The organism is Streptomyces sp. P13-3-3 (genome assembly GCF_050571355.1).
Classification (GTDB): domain Bacteria; phylum Actinomycetota; class Actinomycetes; order Streptomycetales; family Streptomycetaceae; genus Streptomyces; species Streptomyces althioticus.
This window is the reverse complement of the sequence record NZ_CP192228.1, coordinates 315,363-334,570: the sequence shown is the minus strand read 5'-3', so window position 1 is coordinate 334,570 and position 19,208 is coordinate 315,363. Positions and strand designations below refer to the sequence as shown.

Annotated in this window: 20 protein-coding genes; 14 read left to right on the top strand and 6 right to left on the bottom strand. The window is 72.1% G+C overall.

What is annotated here, in order from left to right; all coding sequences use genetic code 11:
• Positions 1-34 precede the first annotated feature (34 nt).
• From ACQZOG_RS01565 to pstB, 10 genes are all read left to right on the top strand, one after another.
• The gene (locus tag ACQZOG_RS01565; RefSeq protein ID WP_033277818.1) at positions 35-460 is read left to right on the top strand and encodes a GntR family transcriptional regulator; all 426 of its coding nucleotides are present in this window, start codon (positions 35-37) and stop codon (positions 458-460) included.
• Positions 457-1,344 (top strand): ABC transporter ATP-binding protein, encoded by an 888-nt coding sequence (locus ACQZOG_RS01560; RefSeq protein WP_037640405.1) that lies wholly within the window; start codon positions 457-459, stop codon positions 1,342-1,344. The genes ACQZOG_RS01565 and ACQZOG_RS01560 overlap by 4 nt, the downstream gene beginning before the upstream one ends.
• Positions 1,341-2,342 (top strand): ABC transporter permease, encoded by a 1,002-nt coding sequence (locus ACQZOG_RS01555; RefSeq protein WP_430741211.1) that lies wholly within the window; start codon positions 1,341-1,343, stop codon positions 2,340-2,342. The genes ACQZOG_RS01560 and ACQZOG_RS01555 overlap by 4 nt, the downstream gene beginning before the upstream one ends.
• 360 nt (positions 2,343-2,702) lie before the next feature.
• Positions 2,703-4,937 (top strand): RNA degradosome polyphosphate kinase, encoded by a 2,235-nt coding sequence (locus tag ACQZOG_RS01550; RefSeq protein WP_037640410.1) that lies wholly within the window; start codon positions 2,703-2,705, stop codon positions 4,935-4,937.
• Positions 4,897-6,114: a CHAD domain-containing protein gene (locus tag ACQZOG_RS01545; RefSeq protein WP_430741210.1), complete on the top strand. Its 1,218-nt coding sequence runs from the start codon at positions 4,897-4,899 to the stop codon at positions 6,112-6,114. Before ACQZOG_RS01550 ends, ACQZOG_RS01545 begins: the two co-directional genes overlap by 41 nt.
• Before the next feature lie 25 nt (positions 6,115-6,139).
• Positions 6,140-6,580: an NUDIX hydrolase gene (locus ACQZOG_RS01540; protein ID WP_033278101.1), complete on the top strand. Its 441-nt coding sequence runs from the start codon at positions 6,140-6,142 to the stop codon at positions 6,578-6,580.
• A gap of 209 nt (positions 6,581-6,789) precedes the next feature.
• Entirely contained in the window at positions 6,790-7,917 is a 1,128-nt protein-coding gene (gene pstS, locus ACQZOG_RS01535) for a phosphate ABC transporter substrate-binding protein PstS (protein WP_193454907.1), read from the top strand.
• A gap of 133 nt (positions 7,918-8,050) precedes the next feature.
• Positions 8,051-9,055, top strand: a complete 1,005-nt coding sequence (pstC, locus tag ACQZOG_RS01530) for a phosphate ABC transporter permease subunit PstC (RefSeq protein ID WP_033278102.1) — start codon at positions 8,051-8,053, stop codon at positions 9,053-9,055.
• The gene (pstA, locus tag ACQZOG_RS01525) at positions 9,052-10,110 is read left to right on the top strand and encodes a phosphate ABC transporter permease PstA (protein ID WP_033278103.1); all 1,059 of its coding nucleotides are present in this window, start codon (positions 9,052-9,054) and stop codon (positions 10,108-10,110) included. Before pstC ends, pstA begins: the two co-directional genes overlap by 4 nt.
• Positions 10,111-10,159: 49 nt before the next feature.
• Positions 10,160-10,936: a phosphate ABC transporter ATP-binding protein PstB gene (gene pstB / locus ACQZOG_RS01520; protein ID WP_033278104.1), complete on the top strand. Its 777-nt coding sequence runs from the start codon at positions 10,160-10,162 to the stop codon at positions 10,934-10,936.
• Positions 10,937-11,040: 104 nt separating this feature from the next.
• On the opposite strand, the gene ACQZOG_RS01515 is transcribed toward pstB, so the two are convergent.
• Entirely contained in the window at positions 11,041-12,039 is a 999-nt protein-coding gene (locus ACQZOG_RS01515; RefSeq protein ID WP_033278105.1) for an inorganic phosphate transporter, read from the bottom strand.
• A 7-nt stretch (positions 12,040-12,046) separates the two neighbouring features.
• A complete protein-coding gene (locus tag ACQZOG_RS01510) occupies positions 12,047-12,667 on the bottom strand; it encodes a DUF47 domain-containing protein (protein WP_024884041.1) in 621 nt (206 codons plus the stop codon).
• 237 nt (positions 12,668-12,904) lie between these two features.
• On the opposite strand from ACQZOG_RS01510, the gene ACQZOG_RS01505 reads away from it, so the two are divergent.
• Positions 12,905-13,327 (top strand): metal-sensitive transcriptional regulator, encoded by a 423-nt coding sequence (locus ACQZOG_RS01505; RefSeq protein ID WP_033278106.1) that lies wholly within the window; start codon positions 12,905-12,907, stop codon positions 13,325-13,327.
• A 24-nt stretch (positions 13,328-13,351) separates the two neighbouring features.
• On the opposite strand, the gene ACQZOG_RS01500 is transcribed toward ACQZOG_RS01505, so the two are convergent.
• Entirely contained in the window at positions 13,352-13,537 is a 186-nt protein-coding gene (locus tag ACQZOG_RS01500) for a hypothetical protein (RefSeq protein ID WP_190003076.1), read from the bottom strand.
• Positions 13,538-13,652: 115 nt separating this feature from the next.
• Positions 13,653-14,495 carry a hypothetical protein gene (locus tag ACQZOG_RS01495; RefSeq protein WP_193454904.1) on the bottom strand — a complete coding sequence of 281 codons (843 nt, stop codon included), beginning with the start codon at positions 14,493-14,495 and terminating at the stop codon, positions 13,653-13,655.
• 102 nt (positions 14,496-14,597) lie between these two features.
• Here ACQZOG_RS01495 and ACQZOG_RS01490 point away from each other — a divergent pair, with 102 nt between their 5' ends.
• Both ACQZOG_RS01490 and ACQZOG_RS01485 read left to right on the top strand, forming a co-directional pair.
• Positions 14,598-14,759: a hypothetical protein gene (locus tag ACQZOG_RS01490; RefSeq protein WP_167338246.1), complete on the top strand. Its 162-nt coding sequence runs from the start codon at positions 14,598-14,600 to the stop codon at positions 14,757-14,759.
• A 144-nt stretch (positions 14,760-14,903) separates the two neighbouring features.
• Complete coding sequence (locus ACQZOG_RS01485) at positions 14,904-16,448, top strand: FAD-binding oxidoreductase (protein WP_430741209.1); 1,545 nt, start codon at positions 14,904-14,906, stop codon at positions 16,446-16,448.
• Positions 16,449-16,525: 77 nt separating this feature from the next.
• On the opposite strand, the gene ACQZOG_RS01480 is transcribed toward ACQZOG_RS01485, so the two are convergent.
• Both ACQZOG_RS01480 and ACQZOG_RS01475 read right to left on the bottom strand, forming a co-directional pair.
• The gene (locus ACQZOG_RS01480; RefSeq protein WP_033278109.1) at positions 16,526-17,233 is read right to left on the bottom strand and encodes a phosphatase PAP2 family protein; all 708 of its coding nucleotides are present in this window, start codon (positions 17,231-17,233) and stop codon (positions 16,526-16,528) included.
• Between the two features lie 210 nt (positions 17,234-17,443).
• Positions 17,444-18,454 (bottom strand): bifunctional lytic transglycosylase/C40 family peptidase, encoded by a 1,011-nt coding sequence (locus tag ACQZOG_RS01475; protein WP_033278110.1) that lies wholly within the window; start codon positions 18,452-18,454, stop codon positions 17,444-17,446.
• A gap of 351 nt (positions 18,455-18,805) precedes the next feature.
• Between ACQZOG_RS01475 and ACQZOG_RS01470 the strand changes: the two genes are divergently transcribed.
• Positions 18,806-19,114, top strand: coding sequence for a hypothetical protein (locus tag ACQZOG_RS01470; RefSeq protein WP_006136301.1), 309 nt, complete (start codon positions 18,806-18,808; stop codon positions 19,112-19,114).
• Positions 19,115-19,208: the final 94 nt, after the last annotated feature.

Sequence of the window (19,208 nt, the reverse complement as noted above, 5' to 3'; positions counted from 1 at the left end):
TTCACTACTCAAATAGTGAAAGGGTGGTTGTCGAGTGGTCGACTACCGCATCGACCGGCGCAGCGGCGTGGCCACCTACGTCCAGATCGTCCAGCAGACGAAGCAGGCGATCCGGCTGGGCCTGCTGGCCCCCGGCGACAAGCTGCCCACGGCCCGCGAGGTCGTGGAGGCCACCGCCGTCAACCCGAACACCGTCCTCAAGGCGTACCGGGAGCTGGAGCGCGAGGGTCTGGTCGAGGCGCGGCGCGGCCTCGGCACCTTCGTGCGCCGCTCCCTCGGCGCGGCCCCCGCCGACTCCCCGCTCCGCGCGGAGCTGGAGGACTGGGCCGCCCGTGCGCGGGAGTCCGGCCTGGAGCGGGAGGACGTCGCCGCGCTGTTCACCGCCGTACTCGAGACGCACTACCCGGAGCAGGCCGCGCACCCCGCGCCTGCGCACACCCCACAGGGAGACCCGTCATGACCGTCCCGGCCCTCGAGGCGGACGCGCTGGGCAAGCGCTTCGGCCGCCGTTCCTGGGCGCTGCGCGACTGTTCCTTCCGGCTGCCCGCCGGACGCGTGTGCGCCGTCGTCGGACCCAACGGCGCCGGCAAGTCCACGCTCCTCGCGCTCGCCGCCGGCCTGCTCGCCCCCACCGAGGGCACGGTCCGCGTGCTCGGCGCCCACCCGGCCGCCGCCCGCTCCCGGGTGGGCTTCGTCGACCAGGACAAGCCGCTGTACCCGCAGCTCACGGTCGCCGAGACGCTGCGCATGGGCGCCGACCTCAACCCCGGCCACTGGGACGCGGACACCGCGCGCCGGGTCGTGGCCGGCGGCGACCTGGACCCGGACCGGCGGATCCGCGCCCTCTCCGGCGGCCAGCGCACCCGGGTCGCGCTCGCCCTGGCCCTCGGCAAGCGGCCCGAACTCCTGCTCCTCGACGAGCCGATGGCGGACCTCGACCCGCTCGCGCGCCACGAGCTGATGGGCCTGCTGATGGGCGAGGCCGCCGCCCACGGCACCACCGTCGTGATGTCCTCGCACGTCGTCGCCGAGCTGGAGGACTCCTGCGACCACCTGCTGCTGGTGGGCGGCGGCAAGATACGGCTCTCCGGCGACATCGACGACCTGCTGGCCGCCCACACCCGGGTGACCGCCCCCGCCGGCGCGGACCTCGCCGCGCACGAGGTCGTCGAGTCCCGCACCACCGGACGCCAGCTCAGCGCGGTGATCCGCCCGTCCGGCCCGCTGCCCGACGACTGGCGCACCACCACACCGTCCCTCGAGGACCTCGTCCTGTCCTACCTGCGCAATCCCGCGGCCCCGGCCCTGACCCCCGCGCCCGAGACCCTGGAGGCCGCCGTATGACCGCCGCCCTCACCACCCCGGCCGCGCCCGCCGCCCGCACCGCCGGCGTGCCCCGCCAGTGGCGCTGGCTGGTCCGGCTGCACCGCCCGGCCCTGATCGGCGGCGGCGCGCTGGTGCTGCTCACCGCGGCGGCCCTGGTGTGGCTCGGCGGGCCGCTCACCGACGCCTCCGCGGCGGCGTGGAAGGCGTACAACGCCTGCGGGTTCACCCCGCGCTGTTCCTACGACCAGGAATCGATCCTGCTCTACAAGGACGTCTACAACTGGACGACGATCGCCGTGCTGGCCGTGCCGTTCCTGGTGGCCGCCTGGGCCGGGGGCGCGCTCGTCGGCCGCGAGACGGAGTCCGGCACGGCCCGTCTCGCCTGGACCCAGGGTGTCTCCCCCGCCCGCTGGCTGGCCTCCCGGCTGGTCGCCCCGGCCGTGCTCACCATCGCCGTGACCGGTCTGCTGGCGGCACTGCACCACTGGGCCTGGGCGGCGGGCAGGGACCGCATCGACACGGCCACGTCCTGGCACGACATGGACACCTTCCACGCCAACGGCACCATCCCCATGGGCCTGGCGCTGGCCGGTCTGGCGGCGGGCGCCCTGGCCGGGCTGCTGCTGCGCCGCGCGATGGCCGCGCTGGCCGCCGCCGCGGCCACCGTGGGGGTGCTGTGGGCCGCCGTCCACACGGCCGTGCCGTACCTGTGGCCGTCCGTGACCCGGGTCAGCGGCCTGGCCGAGGGGCTGCTGGGGCGGGGCCTGCTCGTCAGCGAGGGTGTACTGACCCCGGGGGGCCGGGCGGAGGCCCCGTGCGTCAGCAGCTCCATGCACAGCTGCCGCGACACCCTGGCCGACATGGGCGCCACCGCCTTCTACCGCGACGCCCACCCCGCCTCCCACTACTGGCCGCTCCAACTGGTCGCCACGGGCATCCTGCTCGCCGTGGCCGGTCTGCTGACCTACGCGGCGTTCCGGGTGCTGCGCCGCACGACCGGGACGGCGCGCGGCTGAGGCGGGTGCGGCGGGTGCCCCCAGCCCACCGCAGTTCCCCGCGCACCTGAAAGGGGCGCGGGGAACTGGGCGATCAGCCCCCGACGGGCGGTGGCCGGCGGACGGCGAGCCCCGGCAGACGGGATGCCGTCAGGATCAGAGGCGGGCACCCCCGCGGGCAACCGCCCGCTGCCCTGGACGTCATGTCGCCGTAACCACGGATTCAGACGGCCTTGCGACGCTCGGTGAATGCATCCTGCCGCGGCAGAGCCCTCACCCCGCCGGGTGAACGGGGGGTACGGGAGCGCCTCAGGGCCACCACCGCTCCCACCCGCGCTTTCCGACGCGCCCGTGACCCCCTTCGCGCGGAAGAATGGGGTCATGAGCCAGCCCAACACCCAGGCACAGGTCCAGCACTCGCAGCCCTCCGTGGGCTCCATCGCCGCGCACCGGCCGCACACCGTGGCCGGAACGGTGTCCGATCTGGAACCCGACATCGACGCCGACCTGGACGGCTACGAGGAGGCGCACATCGAGGGCGCCGCCCCGCTGCCGCAGGGCCGTTTCCTCGACCGCGAGCGCAGTTGGCTGGCGTTCAACGAGCGGGTGCTCGAACTGGCCGAGGATCCCGAGACGCCGCTGCTGGAGCGGGCGAACTTCCTCGCGATCTTCGCCAGCAACCTGGACGAGTTCTTCATGGTGCGGGTCGCGGGACTGAAGCGGCGCATAGCCACCGGCGTGGCCACCCGCTCCGCGTCCGGCCTCCAGCCGCGCGAGGTGCTGGAGATGATCTGGGCGCGCTCCCGGGAGCTCATGGCGCGGCACGCCGCCTGCTACCACGAGGACGTCGCCCCCGCCCTCGCGGAGGAGGGCATCCACCTGGTCCGCTGGAACGAGCTCACGGAGAAGGAGCAGGCCCGCCTCTTCACCCTGTTCCGGCACCAGATCTTCCCCGTGCTGACCCCGCTCGCGGTGGACCCGGCGCACCCCTTCCCCTACATCTCGGGTCTGTCGCTCAACCTGGCCGTGGTGGTGCGCAACCCGGTGACCGGGCACCGGCACTTCGCCCGGGTGAAGGTGCCGCCGCTGCTGTCGCGCTTCCTGGAGTCCTCCCCCGGCCGTTACGTCCCCGTCGAGGACGTCATCGCCGCGCACCTGGAGGAGCTGTTCCCGGGCATGGAGGTGCTGGAGCACCACGCCTTCCGGCTCACCCGCAACGAGGACCTGGAGGTCGAGGAGGACGACGCGGAGAACCTCCTCCAGGCCCTGGAGAAGGAGCTGATGCGGCGCCGCTTCGGGCCTCCGGTGCGGCTGGAGGTGGAGGAGTCCGTCGACCGCGAGGTGCTGGACCTCCTCGTGCGCGAGCTGAAGATCTCCGAGGCCGAGGTGTACCCGCTGCCCGGCCCGCTCGACCTGACCGGCCTGTTCCGCATCCACAGCCTGGACCGGCCCGAGCTGAAGTACCCGAAGTTCGTCGCCGGCACCCACCGCGACCTGGCGGAGGTGGAGTCGGCGTCCGCGCCCGACATCTTCGCCGCGCTGCGCAGCCGGGACGTGCTGCTGCACCACCCGTACGACTCCTTCTCGACCTCCGTGCAGGCCTTCCTGGAGCAGGCGGCGGCCGACCCGGACGTGCTGGCCATCAAGCAGACGCTGTACCGGACCTCCGGCGACTCCCCGATAGTCGACGCGCTCATCGACGCCGCCGAGTCCGGCAAGCAGGTCCTCGTCCTGGTCGAGATCAAGGCCCGCTTCGACGAGCACGCCAACATCAAGTGGGCGCGCAAGCTGGAGGAGGCCGGCTGCCACGTCGTCTACGGCCTCGTCGGCCTGAAGACCCACTGCAAGCTGTCGCTGGTGGTCCGTCAGGAGGGCGAGACGCTCCGGCGGTACAGCCACGTCGGCACCGGCAACTACCACCCGAAGACGGCCCGGCTGTACGAGGACCTCGGCCTGCTCACCGCGGACCCGCAGGTCGGCGCGGACCTCTCCGACCTGTTCAACCGCCTCTCCGGCTACTCCCGGCGTGAGACTTACCGACGCCTCCTCGTCGCCCCCAAGTCCCTGCGGGACGGGCTGATCTCACGGATCGACAAGGAGGCGCAGCACCACCGCGCCGGGCGGCCCGCGTACGTACGCATCAAGGTCAACTCGATGGTCGACGAGGCCGTGATCGACGCCTGCTACCGGGCGTCCCAGGCGGGCGTGCCCGTCGACATCTGGGTGCGCGGCATCTGCGCGATCCGGCCCGGCGTGCCGGGGCTGTCGGAAAACGTACGCGTGCGGTCCGTCCTGGGCCGCTTCCTCGAACACTCCCGGGTGTTCGCCTTCGGCAACGGCGGCGAGCCCGAGGTGTGGATCGGCAGCGCCGACATGATGCACCGCAACCTCGACCGGCGGATCGAGGCGCTGGTGCGGGTCACCGACCCGGCGCACCGGGCCGCCCTCAACCGGCTGCTGGAGACGGGGATGTCCGACACCACGGCCTCCTGGCACCTCGGTCCGGACGGCGAGTGGACCCGGCACTCCACGGACGCGGACGGCCAGCCCCTGCGCAACATCCAGGAGATGCTCATTGACGCCCGGAGGCGCCGGCGTGGCACAGCGGCACCCTGATCCCGTGGACGTCCTGGCCCGCCATCTGCGGGCCAGGGCCACCGAGTTCCTCCGTGCGCTGCGGCTCCACCGGGACGCGGCGACCCCGGAGGACTCCGCGGAGGCGGCCCGCGCCCTCGGACGCGCGGCCCGCCGCATCGGCGCGGGCCTCTACACCTTCCGGCCCGCCCTGGACCCGTCCTGGTCCCGCGCCCTGGGCCCGGAACTCGCCTGGGTCTCGGGCACGCTGTCCCAGGAGGACGCCTGCGCCACCCGCCTGACCCGCCTCCTGGAAGCCCTCCACCACCTCTCGGGCCCTGGGGCCCCGACACCCCCCTCGGCCCGTCGGCCAACGCCCAGCACTTCCGGTGTGCCCCTTCCCGCCGACGCCACCCCGCCGGACGCGCCCCGGCCCGCGACCTCCGTGTCCGGCACCCCGGCCCCCGCCCGCGCGACAGGAGCCCTCCCCGCCGCGCCCCGCCGCGCTCCCGCCGCGACCGCCACCGCTCCGGCCCCGGACGGCCGACGCACCGTCGCACCGCGTCCCGAAGGCGGATCCGGCGCCGCCCCCGGCCGCGCTCCCCTGGCCGTGGGCGCCGCCAAGGCCGCCGCCCTGCTGGAGCGGCAGCTCACCCTCGCCCGGACGCGGGCGCACTCCGCCGCCCTGCGGGCGCTCGGGTCCGCGCGGTTCCATGCCGTCGCCGACCAGGTGGCCGTGCTGGCCGGCGAGGTCCCGCTGGCCGGCGAGGCCGGGCACACCGATCTGCGTCCGCTCGCCGACGCCGCGCGGGAGCGGCTCGAGGACGCCGTCGCCGCGTTGCCGTTGCTCACCGCGGGGAGCCCGTACAACGCCGAGGCACTGGTGGTCGGGCTGTCGCCGGACCCCTCCCCGCACCCGCAGGACGCCCCCTGGCACCAGGTGCGGCTCCTGCTCCGGCTGCACCGCTACGCCCAGGAGGTGCTGGACCCCGCCGCGGGAGACGACCCCCGGCTGCGTGCGGCGGGCGAGGCGCTGGACCGGCACCGGGACGCCGCCGAGGCCGCGGCCGCCGCCGCGCAGGCGGGCCGCACGCCGAGGATCGCGCCGGCCACGGCGTACGCGCTGGGCGTGCTCCACGCCGGTCAGCGGCATGAGGTGGAGGCCGCGCGGTACGCGTTCCAGCGTGCCTGGCAGCAGCCGCCCGCCGGCACCCCGTAGAACGCCCTGCGACAGGGAGGCCCCGGTGCGCACCACCCGACCCGGCAGGAACGGCGCCCTCACCGTCGAGGCGGCCGGCTGCGTCCTGTGGCGCCGCTCGCCCGTCACCGGCGACCTGGAGCTGTGCCTGGTCCACCGGCCCAAGTACGACGACTGGTCCTGGCCGAAGGGCAAGCTGAAGCGCGGCGAGGACGCGCTCGCCGGCGCCCTGCGCGAGGTCGCCGAGGAGACCGGGTACACCGCCGTACCGGCCGCCGAGCTGCCCAGCACCCGCTATCTCGCGCACGGCCGCCCCAAGCGGGTCCGCTACTGGGCGGCCGAGGCGGTCTCCGGCACGTTCACCCCGAACGACGAGGTCGACCGCATCCTCTGGCTGCCCCCGGACGCGGCCCGCCGCCACCTCACCTCGCCCATGGACGCGGGCCTGGTGGACGCCCTCCTCCCCACCCTCCGCCCGGCCCCCTGAAACCGTCCGCGCCGCGGCCTCACCGCACCGTCCTCAGGGGTTCACCCCTCGTTCATGTACGCCCATCGGCGGCTTCACCTCTTCTGCCTAATTTCGGCCTTACGCGGTGCGGATCGCCCGTACCCGCACCCTTACAGGACGAGGCGTCGCGCCTCACCACACTTCGCACGCCGCCGAATTCAGGACGGCGGCCACTGGAAGGAACACAAGTGAAGCTTCAGCGCATGAACCGGCGGGCCCTCGCTCTCGGTGCTCTCGCCGTCACCGGCGCCCTGGCCCTCACGGCGTGCGGCTCCGACGACACCGGCAACAGCAACGGCGGCGACGCCTCGGCCACCGCGCAGGCGGGGAACATCGACTGCGGCGACGCCAAGGGCCAGCTCCAGGCGTCCGGCTCCTCCGCCCAGAAGAACGCCGTCGACGCCTGGGTGAAGCAGTACACCGCGGCCTGCAAGGACGTGCAGATCAACTACAACCCGACCGGTTCGGGCGCCGGCATCACCGCGTTCACGCAGGGCCAGACCGCGTTCGCCGGCTCGGACTCCGCGCTGAAGCCGGAGGAGGTCGAGGCGTCGAAGAAGGTGTGCACGGACGGCCAGGGCATCGACCTGCCCATGGTCGGCGGCCCGATCGCGGTCGGCTTCAACGTGCCCGGCGTGGACACCCTCGCCCTGGACGCCCCGACCCTCGCGAAGATCTTCGACAACAAGATCACCAAGTGGAACGACCCGGCGATCGCCAAGCTCAACTCCGGCGCCGACCTGCCCGACCTGAAGATCCAGGCCTTCCACCGCTCCGACGAGTCCGGCACCACGGACAACTTCACCAAGTACCTGAAGGCCGCCGCGCCCAAGGACTGGACGTACGAGCCGGGCAAGTCCTGGGAGGCCGAGGGCGGCCAGTCCGCGCAGGGCTCCTCCGGCGTCGCCCAGCAGGTGAAGCAGACCTCCGGCGCCATCTCGTACTTCGAGCTGTCCTACGCCTCGGACGGCGTCAGGACCGTCGACATCAAGACCGAGGCCACCGAGCCGGTGAAGGCGACCATCGAGAACGCCACCGCCGCCATCGGCGCCGCCAAGGTGGTCGGCACCGGCAAGGACCTCGCGCTCGAGCTGGACTACACCCCGTCCGCCGAAGGCGCGTACCCGATCGTCCTGGTGACGTACGAGATCGTCTGCGACAAGGGCAACAAGGCCGACACCCTGCCCGCCACCAAGTCCTTCCTGAACTACATGGCCTCCGAGGAGGGTCAGGGACAGCTGGCCGAGGCCGGCTACGCCCCGATGCCGCAGGAGATCATCACCAAGGTCCGCGAGACCGTGTCGAGCCTCAGCTGACCCGAGTGTGCGGCCCGCACCCGGTCCCGGGGCGGGCCGCACCGTCCGGTGCACCGCCAACAGGAGCCCCGAGGGTTCCGGACGGCTCCGAAGGAGCCTCCCGGCCCGGCGGCTCCGCAGACCGGAGAACCCGATGGACACCACCACGCAGAAACCCGCGGCCCCGCCGGCACCCGGCCCGGCCGCGCCCCCCGACACCCGTGCCGCGCGCGGCGTCACCCGCCCCGGCGACCGGATCTTCCTCGGGCTGTCCCGGGGGTCCGGCATCCTCGTCCTGGTCCTGATGGCCGCCATCGCGGCCTTCCTCACCTACCGGGCCTCGCTCGCGATATCCCAGGACGAGGCCAACTTCTTCACCAGCTTCGAGTGGAACCCCAGCGGCTCCCCGCCGGAGTTCGGCATCGCCGTCCTGGCCTTCGGCACCGTGGTGTCGTCGATCGTCGCGATGGTCATCGCCGTGCCGGTCGCCGTCGCGATCGCCCTGTTCATCACGCACTACGCCCCGCGCCGCCTCGGCGGCCCCATCGGCTACGTGATCGACCTGCTCGCCGCCGTCCCGTCCATCGTCTACGGCCTGTGGGGCGCGCTCGTCCTGGTGCCGCACCTGGACGGCCTGTACGGCTGGCTCGACGACCACCTCGGCTGGACCGGGATCCTGGAGTGGAACGACGGCGCCCCGCGCTCGCTGTTCACCGTCGGCATCCTGCTGGCGGTGATGATCCTGCCGATCATCACCAACGTCAGCCGTGAGGTCTTCCGCCAGGTCCCGCGGATGCACGAGGAGGCCGCCCTGGCCCTCGGCGCGACCCGCTGGGAGGTCATCCGCATGTCGGTGCTGCCGTTCGGCCGCTCCGGCGTGATCTCCGCGTCGATGCTGGGCCTCGGCCGTGCCCTCGGCGAGACGATGGCCGTCGCCATGGTGCTCTCCCCGAGCTTCACGATCAACGCCAGCCTGCTCGACCCGGGCGGCGGCACCTTCGCGCAGAACATCGCCAGCAAGTTCAACGAGGCCACCGAGATGGGCCGGGACGCGCTGATCGCCTCCGGTCTCGTGCTGTTCGTCATCACCCTGCTGGTCAACGGCGCGGCCCGGCTGATCATCGCCCGCCGCAAGGAGTACTCGGGGGCCAACGCATGACCCACGCAACCCACGACGTCCGCCCGACCGGCTCCCTGCGCGGGGCGACCCTGCCGAAGTGGTTCCCCTGGGCCGTCGCCGGCGCCTCCGCCGCCCTCGGGTACGGGATCAGCGCCGCGGCCGGGCTGCACAGCGACATCCAGTGGGCGCTGATCGCGGCGCTGCTGTTCGTCGGCGGCTCGTTCGCCGTGTCCGCCAAGGTCGAGGGGCGCCGCCAGGCCCGGGACCGCACCGCGACCAGCCTGGTGTGGGTGGCGTTCCTGCTGGCGGTGATCCCGCTCGCGTCGCTGACCTGGGAGACCGTCAAGCGGGGCATCGAGGTCCTCGACGGCTACTTCCTCACCCACTCCATGGGCGTGGTCGCCGACACCGAGCCGGGCGGCGGCATCTACCACGCCCTGCTGGGCACGCTGGAGCAGGTCGGCCTCGCCACCGCGATCTCCGTGCCGGTCGGCGTGCTCACCGCCATCTACCTCGTCGAGTACGGCCGGGGCCGGCTGGCGAAGGCCGTGACCTTCTTCGTCGACGTGATGACGGGCATCCCGTCCATCGTCGCGGGCCTGTTCGTCCTCAGCCTGTGGATCCTGATCCTCGGCATGGGCTACTCCGGCTTCGCCGGCTCCATGGCGCTGTCCATCCTGATGATCCCGGTGGTGGTGCGCTCCACGGAGGAGATGCTCAAGCTCGTCCCCAACGAGCTGCGCGAGGCGTCCCTCGCCCTCGGCGTGCCCAAGTGGCGCACCATCCTCAAGGTGGTCCTGCCGACGTCCGTCGGCGGCATCACCACCGGCGTGATGCTCGCGATCGCCCGCATCACCGGCGAGACGGCCCCCGTGCTGCTCCTGGTGTGGGGCACGAACTTCATCAACGCCAACCCGTTCCAGGACCCGCAGGCCTCCCTGCCGATGTACATCTACCTCCAGTACACCAACGGCTCCGAGGCGGCGTACGACCGTGCCTGGGCGGCGGCCCTGACGCTCATCGCGTTCATCATGATCCTCAACCTGGTGGCCCGCGGCATCGCCCGCTGGAAGGCCCCGAAGACCGGTCGCTGACCGGCTCCCCCACACAGTCGTCGGCGACCCGAAAGAAGCAGTGATACCCATGGCCAAGCGCATCGACGTCAGCGGCCTCAACGCCTACTACGGATCCTTCCTGGCCATCGAGGACATCTCGATGACCGTCGAGCCCCGCTCCGTGACGGCCTTCATCGGCCCCTCCGGCTGCGGGAAGTCGACCTTCCTGCGCACCCTCAACCGCATGCACGAGGTGACCCCGGGCGGCCGGGTCGACGGCAAGGTCATGCTGGACGACGAGAACCTGTACGGCGCGGGCATCGACCCGGTGGCCGTGCGGCGCGAGGTCGGCATGGTCTTCCAGCGCCCGAACCCGTTCCCCACGATGTCCGTCTACGACAACGTGGCGGCGGGGCTGCGCCTGAACGGCACGTACAAGAAGTCCCAGCTGGACGACGTCGTCGAGAGGTCCCTGCGGGGCGCCAACCTGTGGAACGAGGTCAAGGACCGGCTGAACAAGCCCGGCTCGGGCCTCTCCGGCGGCCAGCAGCAGCGTCTGTGCATCGCGCGGGCCATCGCGGTCGAGCCGAACGTGCTGCTGATGGACGAGCCCTGCTCCGCCCTGGACCCGATCTCCACCCTCGCCATCGAGGACCTGATCGGCGAGCTGAAGGAGCGCTTCACGATCGTCATCGTGACGCACAACATGCAGCAGGCGGCGCGCGTCTCGGACCGCACGGCGTTCTTCAACCTGGCGGCCGTCGGCAAGCCCGGCAAGCTCATCGAGATCGACGAGACGGAGCGGATCTTCTCCAACCCGTCGGTCCAGGCCACCGAGGACTACATCTCCGGCCGCTTCGGCTGACCCGGCTCCTCGCGACGCTGCATGGCGGTGCCGCCGCGAGGCACGAAGGGCCCGCCCCCGTTCGACGGGGGCGGGCCCTTCCACGTACGTGCCGGCGCGCGGGTCTACAGCGCGATCAGATGCACCAGTCCGAAGCAGGCCGCGGCCACCAGGGCGGCGGCCGGCATGGTGATGAACCAGCCGAGGACGATGTTCTTGGCGACGCCCCAGCGCACGGCGTTGACGCGCTTGGTGGCGCCCACGCCCATGATCGCGGAGGTGATCACGTGGGTGGTGGAGATCGGGGCGTGGAAGATGAAGGCCGAGCCGAACATGATCGACGCGCCGGTGGTCTCGGCGGCGAAGCCCTGCGGCGGGTCCAGCTCGATGATCTTCCGGCCGAGGGTGCGCATGATGCGCCAGCCGCCCGCGTAGGTGCCGAGCGACAGCATCAGCGCGCAGGCGATCTTCACCCACACTGGGATCGGGTCGCCGTAGTCCTCGACGTCGGCGATGACCAGGGCCATCACCACGATGCCCATCGTCTTCTGGGCGTCCTGGAGGCCGTGGCCGAGGGCCATGCCGGCCGCGGAGACCGTCTGGGCGATCCGGAAGCCGCGCTTGGCCTTGTGCGGGTTGGCCCGCCGGAACATCCACATGATCGCCGTCATCACCAGGTAACCGGCGATCAGGCCGATCACCGGCGACACGAACATCGGGATGACGATCTTGTCGACGACGCCGTGCCAGTACACCGTCGTCCCGCCGGCCAGCGCGGCGCCGACCATGCCGCCGAACAGGGCGTGGGACGACGAGGAGGGCAGACCGAAGTACCAGGTGATCAGGTTCCATGCGATGGCGCCGATCAGGGCCGCGAAGAGGATCCCCATCCCCGTCGACCCTTCGGGCGTCTCGATCAGCCCCTCACTGACGGTCTTGGCGACCCCGGACCCCAGGAAGGCGCCGGCCAGGTTCATCACGGCCGCCATGGCGAGCGCCGCGCGGGGCGTCAGCGCCCGGGTGGAGACGGACGTGGCGATGGCGTTCGCCGAGTCGTGGAAACCGTTGGTGTAGGTGAAGAAGAGCGCGACCCCGATGGTCAGGATCAGAGCGAAGGTGTCCATGAAAGGCTCAGGACTCCTTGACCGCGATGGTCTCCACCGTGTTCGCGACGTGCTCGAAGGCGTCCGCCGCCTCCTCCAGCACGTCCACGATCTGCTTGAGCTTCAGCACCTCGATCGCGTCGTACTTGCCGTTGAAGAGGTGGGCGAGGAGCTTGCGGTGGATCTGGTCGGCCTGGTTCTCCAGCCGGTTGACCTCGATCCAGTACTCGGTGAGGTTGTCCATGGTGCGCAGGTGTGGCATGGCCTCCGCGGTGAGCTCCGCTGCCCGCGCGAGGACCTCGATCTGCTGCTCGACACCCTTGGGCAGTTCCTCGACGTTGTAGAGGACGACCAGGTCGACGGCCTCCTCCATGAAGTCCATGATGTCGTCGAGGGAGGACGCCAGGTTGTAGATGTCCTCGCGGTCGAACGGCGTGATGAACGAGGAGTTCAGCTGGTGGAAGATCGCGTGCGTGGCGTCGTCACCGGCGTGTTCCGCGGCCCGCATACGCTCTGCGATCTCGGCCCGGGCGGAGGTGTCCGCCCCGAGCAGTTCCATCAGGAGCTTGGAGCCCGTGACGATGTTGTCCGCGGACGCGGCGAACATGTCGTAGAAGCTCGTCTCCCTGGGGGTCAGACGAAAGCGCACGTGGGGTCCTCGGTATGCGTCGGTTTCGGTCAGGCTGATGCTAGGCGCATCATCCGGCCACCAATAACGGCCGCCCCCCAGTGTCGCCCATCAGGCAGAGTGATGAGTACGGGGGCGGCAGGTGCGGCTCGCGGGATCCGGCGGGCGGCGCGGACCGGCCCTCCACGGACCGGCGAAGTTCGGTAACATATACCCACCAGGGGTATATAGCGCCCATCAGGACACCAGGAGGACGCGATGACCACCACCGGAACCGGCGCGCACGCGCCCTCCTCGCCGGACGCGGACGGCGCCGTGGACACCGCGCCCGCCGCGGGCGCCCCGGGAACTGCGGATGTGACGGACGTAACGGACATCGTGACCGATCACGACCGCGGGATCCACGGCTACCACCACCAGAAGCAGGAGCACCTCAAGCGGCTGCGCCGCATCGAGGGCCAGATCCGCGGACTGCAGCGGATGGTCGACGAGGACGTCTACTGCATCGACATACTCACCCAGGTGTCCGCCTCCACGAAGGCGCTGCAGTCGTTCGCACTGCAGCTGCTGGAGGAGCACCTGCGCCACTGCGTCGCGGACGCGGCCGTCAAGGGCGGCGACGAGATCGACGCGAAGGTCAAGGAAGCCACGCAGGCCATCGCCCGCATGCTGCGGACCTGACCGGCCCACCGGGGGCCGGGGCCCTCAGGATCCGGCGGTGTCCGTCCGCGCCTCGGCCACCCGCAGCACCTCGTCGATGCTCTCCAGGCTCAGCCGGTCCTCGGCGTTGGACGCGGCGATGATCAGCTCGCCGCACAGCTCGATCTCGGCGAGCGCCACGTGATCCTGGACCGGAACCGTCCCCCTCCCGAGCGGAGCCACGCGCCTCACCTCACTCTGTCGTCACCGACTTCCTAGAGTAGGGAGCGCCCTACGGACCGCGCATGGCACGGAAGGGCTAGTTCGGCCCGGCCACCACGGGCCCGTCCCGCCCCGCCGACGAGACTCACTCCTGGGCGATCCGCCCGGCGTAGATGTCCTCGTCCTCCGGAAGCCGCACGTCGGCGGGGGCGCCGAAGTCGTACAGCAGGGTGGTGGAGGCGACCGCGACCGGCTCCTGCCGCTCGCCGTTCACGAAGCTGAACCGGTGCCGGATCTTGCGGATCCGCCCCTCGTCGTCGAGGTACACGTCGAACGGCACCCGCGCGGTGGCGAACCCTTTCGCCGCCGCGCCCAGCGGCCCCCGGTTGACCTCCGACGCCGCCTGCGAGGCCGCCTCCAGGTCGGCGGTGCCCCGGTAGTGCCGCACCCGCGCCCCCGCCACCTCGGTCCGCCCGACGAACGCCGCCGAACTCGTCCCGCGCAGCACCTCCGCCGCGGCGAACGGATCGGTCGCCCCGCCGGTGACCAGGTTCCCGTCGGACAGCGTCGCGGTGTCCACCCGCACCCACTTGTCGGCGGGCACACCGGCGCCCCGGTTCTTCATGTACAGCGCGCCGGGGGCGAGGAGTTCGGTGATCGGCCGGTGGCCGGCGGCGCCGGCGGGGTCCTGCGGCAGCCGCACCTCGAGCCGCCCGAGCCGCTTGCGGTAGTCGTAGACCCCCTCGCCCCGGATGGTGACCCGGGTGCCTCCGGTGGCTATCTCCAGCGACGTGCGCGTCTGGGAGCTGCCGGCCTCCACCAGCGCGTCGGCGGCCGTGCGCAGCACCTGCACCGGGTCCCCGGCGGGCGGCCCCTGCGCGACGGCGTCGCTGCGCGCGCACCCGGCGGCGCCGAGCCCGAGACAGCAGACGACCCCGGCCACGGCCGTCACGCCGTGCGTCCGCCTGTGCTGTCGCCCTCGCGCCATCCCTGCCTACCCCCGCTCCGTCCGACACGGGCCGCTGTCAGTGGCGTTAACGACCGGTCAGGGGCCCCGTCACGCGGCCCCGCGGGCGTTACCGTGGGCGGCGTGCCGCACCAGGACGACGCGCCGGAGCCCCGGCGCCACCTCACGACCACCACCGAGCAGGGGCCCTTCTGCACGGCCCGCTGCACCTGCGGATGGCGCGGCCCGGCCCGCAGAGCCAGGAGCCTGGCCCGCAGGGACGCCGAAAACCACACGGGGGAGTGACGCGGGCCCGGCAGGTGCCGAGAATGGGCCGGCACCGGGTCCGACGACGGACCGCCCGGGTCCCCCACGGAGCGCCCGCCCAGGGACCGCCGCCCCCGGTGCCGTGACAGGCCGTCCCCCCACCCGACGTCCGGAAGGCCGCCCGTGAACCGCCGCACCTTCGTCGCCGGCGCCGCCGCCGCGCTCACCGCCTCCGCGTGCACGTCCTCCGAGCCCCGGACCGCGCCGCCCGCCTCGCGCGCCCCGTCCTCACCCACGCCCTCCCGCACCCCACGCCCCGCGACGCCAGCCGACTGGACCGCCCTGGCCGGACACCTCGACGGCCGCCTGGTGCGCCCCGGCGACGCCGACTGGACCACCGCGCACCGCCTCTACAACACGCGCTTCGACACCCTCAGGCCCGCCGCCGTCGCCTACGTCCGGCACGCCGACGACATCCGCACCGCCCTCACCCACGCCCGCGAGCACGCCGTCCCGCTCGCCGTGCGGAGCGGCGGCCACTCCTACGCGGGCTGGTCCTCCGGCGACGGCCGGCTGATCGTCGACGTGTCCGCCATGGCCGGCATACGCGTCGAGGGCGACACGGCCGTCGTCGGCGCCGGCGCCCGGCTGATCGACGTCTACCGCGCCCTCACCGCCCGCGGGGTCACCGTCCCCGGCGGCTCCTGCCCCACCGTCGGCATCTCCGGCCTCACCCTCGGCGGCGGACACGGCGTCACCTCCCGCGCCTACGGCCTGACCTGCGACAGCCTCACCGAGGTCACCCTGGTCACCGCCGACGGCAGCCGGCTCACCGCATCCGACTCCCAGCACCCGGACCTGTTCTGGGCGCTGCGCGGCGCGGGGAACGCCCAGTTCGGCGTCGTCACCGAGTTCCGCTTCCGCACCCACCCCGCGCCCCGGAGCGTCACCGGCCACCTCACCTGGCCGTGGGAGCGGGCGGCCGCCGTGGTCGCGGCCTGGCAGGAGTGGGGTCCCGGCCAGCCCGACGAGATCTGGTCCGCGCTCCACCTGGAGAACACCGGCGCCGGCCCCTCCGTCTCCGTCACCGTCTTCTCCCTCGGCACCTACGGCGAGCTGCAGAACGCCGTCGACCGGCTCGCCGACCGCGTCGGCGCCTCCGAGAGCAGCGTCCTGCTGCGCCGCCGCTCGTACCAGGAGTCGATGGAGCTGTACGCGGGCTGCACCTCGTTCGCCGACGACCGGTGCGGCCTGCCCGGCGGGACGCCCGGCCGCAGCCCCGAGGGCGCCCTGTCCCGCGAGACGTACGCGGCACGCTCCGACTTCTACGACCGGCCCCTCGACGCCGCCGGGATCGACACCCTGCTGGAGCGGACACGGGCGGCCCGCGGCGGCTCGGCGAGCATCGCGCTCACCGCCCTCGGCGGCGCCGTCAACCGGGTCGCGCCCGCCGCGACGGCGTTCGTGCACCGCCGCTCCCGCGTGCTCGCCCAGTACCTCGCGTCCTGGCACCCCGACCACTCCGACGGCGCGACGGTCCGGGAGTGGCTGACGGCCACTCACCAGGCGCTGCGCCCCCACGCGTCCGGCGCCGCCTACCAGAACTACACCGACCCCGCCCTCGCCGACTGGCGCCGCGCCTACTACGGCGACGCCGCCCCGCGCCTGTCCCGCCTCAAGCGGCGCTACGACCCGGACGGCGTCTTCACCCACCCACAGGCCCTCTGAGGGCGCCGGACACACGAAGGGCCCGTAACCGCCCGCCCCGCAGAGGGACGAAGGTCACGGGCCCTCGTGCGACGTCGTCAGGCCGCCAGGTCCCGCTCCTCGGGGCCGGTGCCCGCGGCCCGGCCCCGGCTGCGCTCGGCCACCCTCCGCCGCTGGCCCTGCGGCCGGGCGGCGACCAGCCAGCCGGCCTTCGGCGACCGCTCCACCGCCCGCGCCAGCGGCGTCAGCAGCGCCATGGCGAGCGGCGACAGCAGCAGCGCGACCGCGGTGCCCAGCGCCAGTCCGCCCACCACGTCCGTCGGGTAGTGCACGCCCATGTAGACACGGATGAAACCGCCGAGCAGGCCCAGCACCAGCGCGACCAGGCCGAACCGCCGGTTGGCCAGGAACAGCCCCACCGCCAGTGCCATGCAGAGCGTCGCGTGGTCGCTCACGAACGAGAAGTCGTCCTTGCCGTCGACGAGCACCTCGAGCCCCTCGTGGTCGTTGAACGGCCGTGGCCGCTCGACGAAGCCGCGGATCGGCACGTTCACCAGGACCGCGACGCCCGCCGCGAGCGGGGCCCACACCAGGGCCGCCACCGATGACGCAGCGTCAGGTCCGCCGCGCTTGCGCACGCCCCACCAGCACCACAGCACCATCGCGAGAAGGCCGAAGAGCACCCCGTACTCACCGACGAACTCCATGACGTGGTCGAACCACGGCGGGGCGGCCTTCGCGAGGCCGTTGATGTCGTAGAGCAGGTCGACGTCGGGGTTCGACCCGGAATCGGCGAGTCCAGCCATGGTGCTGCGGCCCCTTCGTCATGTCGTCCGGCACGCGGACGCGTGCCGTGTCTGCCACCCCCGTGGTCTGTAGATCCGCTCGTCCGCTCGGCTACGAGAACAGGAACGCACGGTCCCCGTCGATACGTTCCACACTCCACCGAAAGATCACGCAGACGTTATCGAAGAGAGATGCGTCTTCGCAGCTCAGGGGGGCGTTTGTCGCTCCGCTCACACCGTCGTGGGGAGCGCTTTCGCGCCATCTTCCGTGACCCGGGTGGCACCAAAGTAGTCAGGAGTGTCGATCGGGTCGAATCGGATCACCGCACCGGTGCGCGGCGCGTCGATCATGTACCCGCCGCCGACATAAATGCCCACATGCCGGATGGCCCGCGAATCGGTCAGGTCGTCCGAGAAGAACACCAGATCACCCGGCAGCAACTCGTCCCGGTCCGGATGCGGACCCGCGTTGTACTGGTCGTTCGCCACACGCGGCAGCGTGATGCCCACACTCTCGTACGCGGCCTTCGTCAGCCCCGAGCAGTCGAAGCGTCCTCCCTGGTCAGCGGTGCCGTTGCCGCCCCAGAGATAGGGAGTGCCGAGCTTCTTCTGCGCGAAGGCGATCGCCCCGGCCGCCTGCCGCGAGGGATCCACCCGCCCCACGGGCGCCGCGAAGCTCTTCTCCAGCTCACGGATGCGCTTCACGTAGTTCTGCGTCTCCTTGTACGGAGGCACACCCCCGTACTTGATGACCGCGTACGCCCCCGCGTTGTACGAGGCGAGCATGTTTTCGGTCAGATCCCCGCCGACGTCCTTCACGTAGGACGCGAGCGTGCAGTCGTAGGTCGCCGCGGACGGGATCGCGTCCGCCGGGTCCCACACGTCACGGTCCCCGTCCCCGTCCCCGTCGATCCCGTGAGTGGCCCAGGTGCCGGGGATGAACTGCGCGATGCCCTGCGCGGCGGCATGGCTCTGCGCCCGCGGGTTGAACCCGCTCTCCTGGTAGAGCTGCGCGGCGAGCAACGCAGGGTTGATGGCGGGACAGAGATTGCCCCAGCGGGAGACGAGCTGCTGATAGGCCGCCGGCACACTGCCCTTGGCCAAGGTCTTGGCGGCGCCGCCACCCACCCCGTTCACCAGGTTCCCGGCGACGACGTACACCCCGACGACGAGCAGCATCACGAAGGCGAGCGCGGATCCGACGGCAAGAGTCGCACCGACCCACACCTTACGCACCGTCAACCACCCCTCACCGTCCGGCAGTCCACCGACGCCCGACAGTGTAAAGGCGCGACGGCCGAACGGGAGTGATCAGATACGACGACATGCACGGTCCGCGCCACCGGGAACGAGCCCCGCTTCATTGCCCGGCGTTACGCAGCGTGATACACAGAGTGACGATACGACTCTTCACCCTTCGGAGCGCGCCCCTCCCGAAGTCCGGCGCGCGCCGGTGGCAAGCTATTCCCACGAAACCTGCCAACAGATGACGTCAAGTCGACATACGACGGCGTCATCGTCGGCGACAATGAGGCCTGACCTCTGCACCCCCGCAGAGGATGCGGAACTACCCATACAGGGGCGGTGACTTACATGCTCTTTGCGGCCGACGAGGGAGACATCAACACCATCATCGGCGGGATCGCTCCGGACTGGGGCCCCTTCGGCAGCCTGGGCAACGAGGCCAAGGTGATGATCGAAGTGGTCATGGCCGTCGCCATCCTCATCTGCCTCGGCATCGCCATCTGGGGGGCGGCCAAACAGCGCATCGGCGCCACCGCGTTGAGGGACACGTTCAGCGCCGAACAGGGCAAGGGCCTCATCATCGCGGGGCTCACGGGCGTCTTCATCATCGGTTCGCTCGGCACCCTGTTCACCATCGTGTACGGCATGGCCGTCTGATCCCGCACCATCGGTCCCGACCGGGCACGCCCGGCCCCCTCCATCCCACCCGCCCGTCGTGCCCACCGGCTGAGGTTGCGTTTCCCTGATGTCC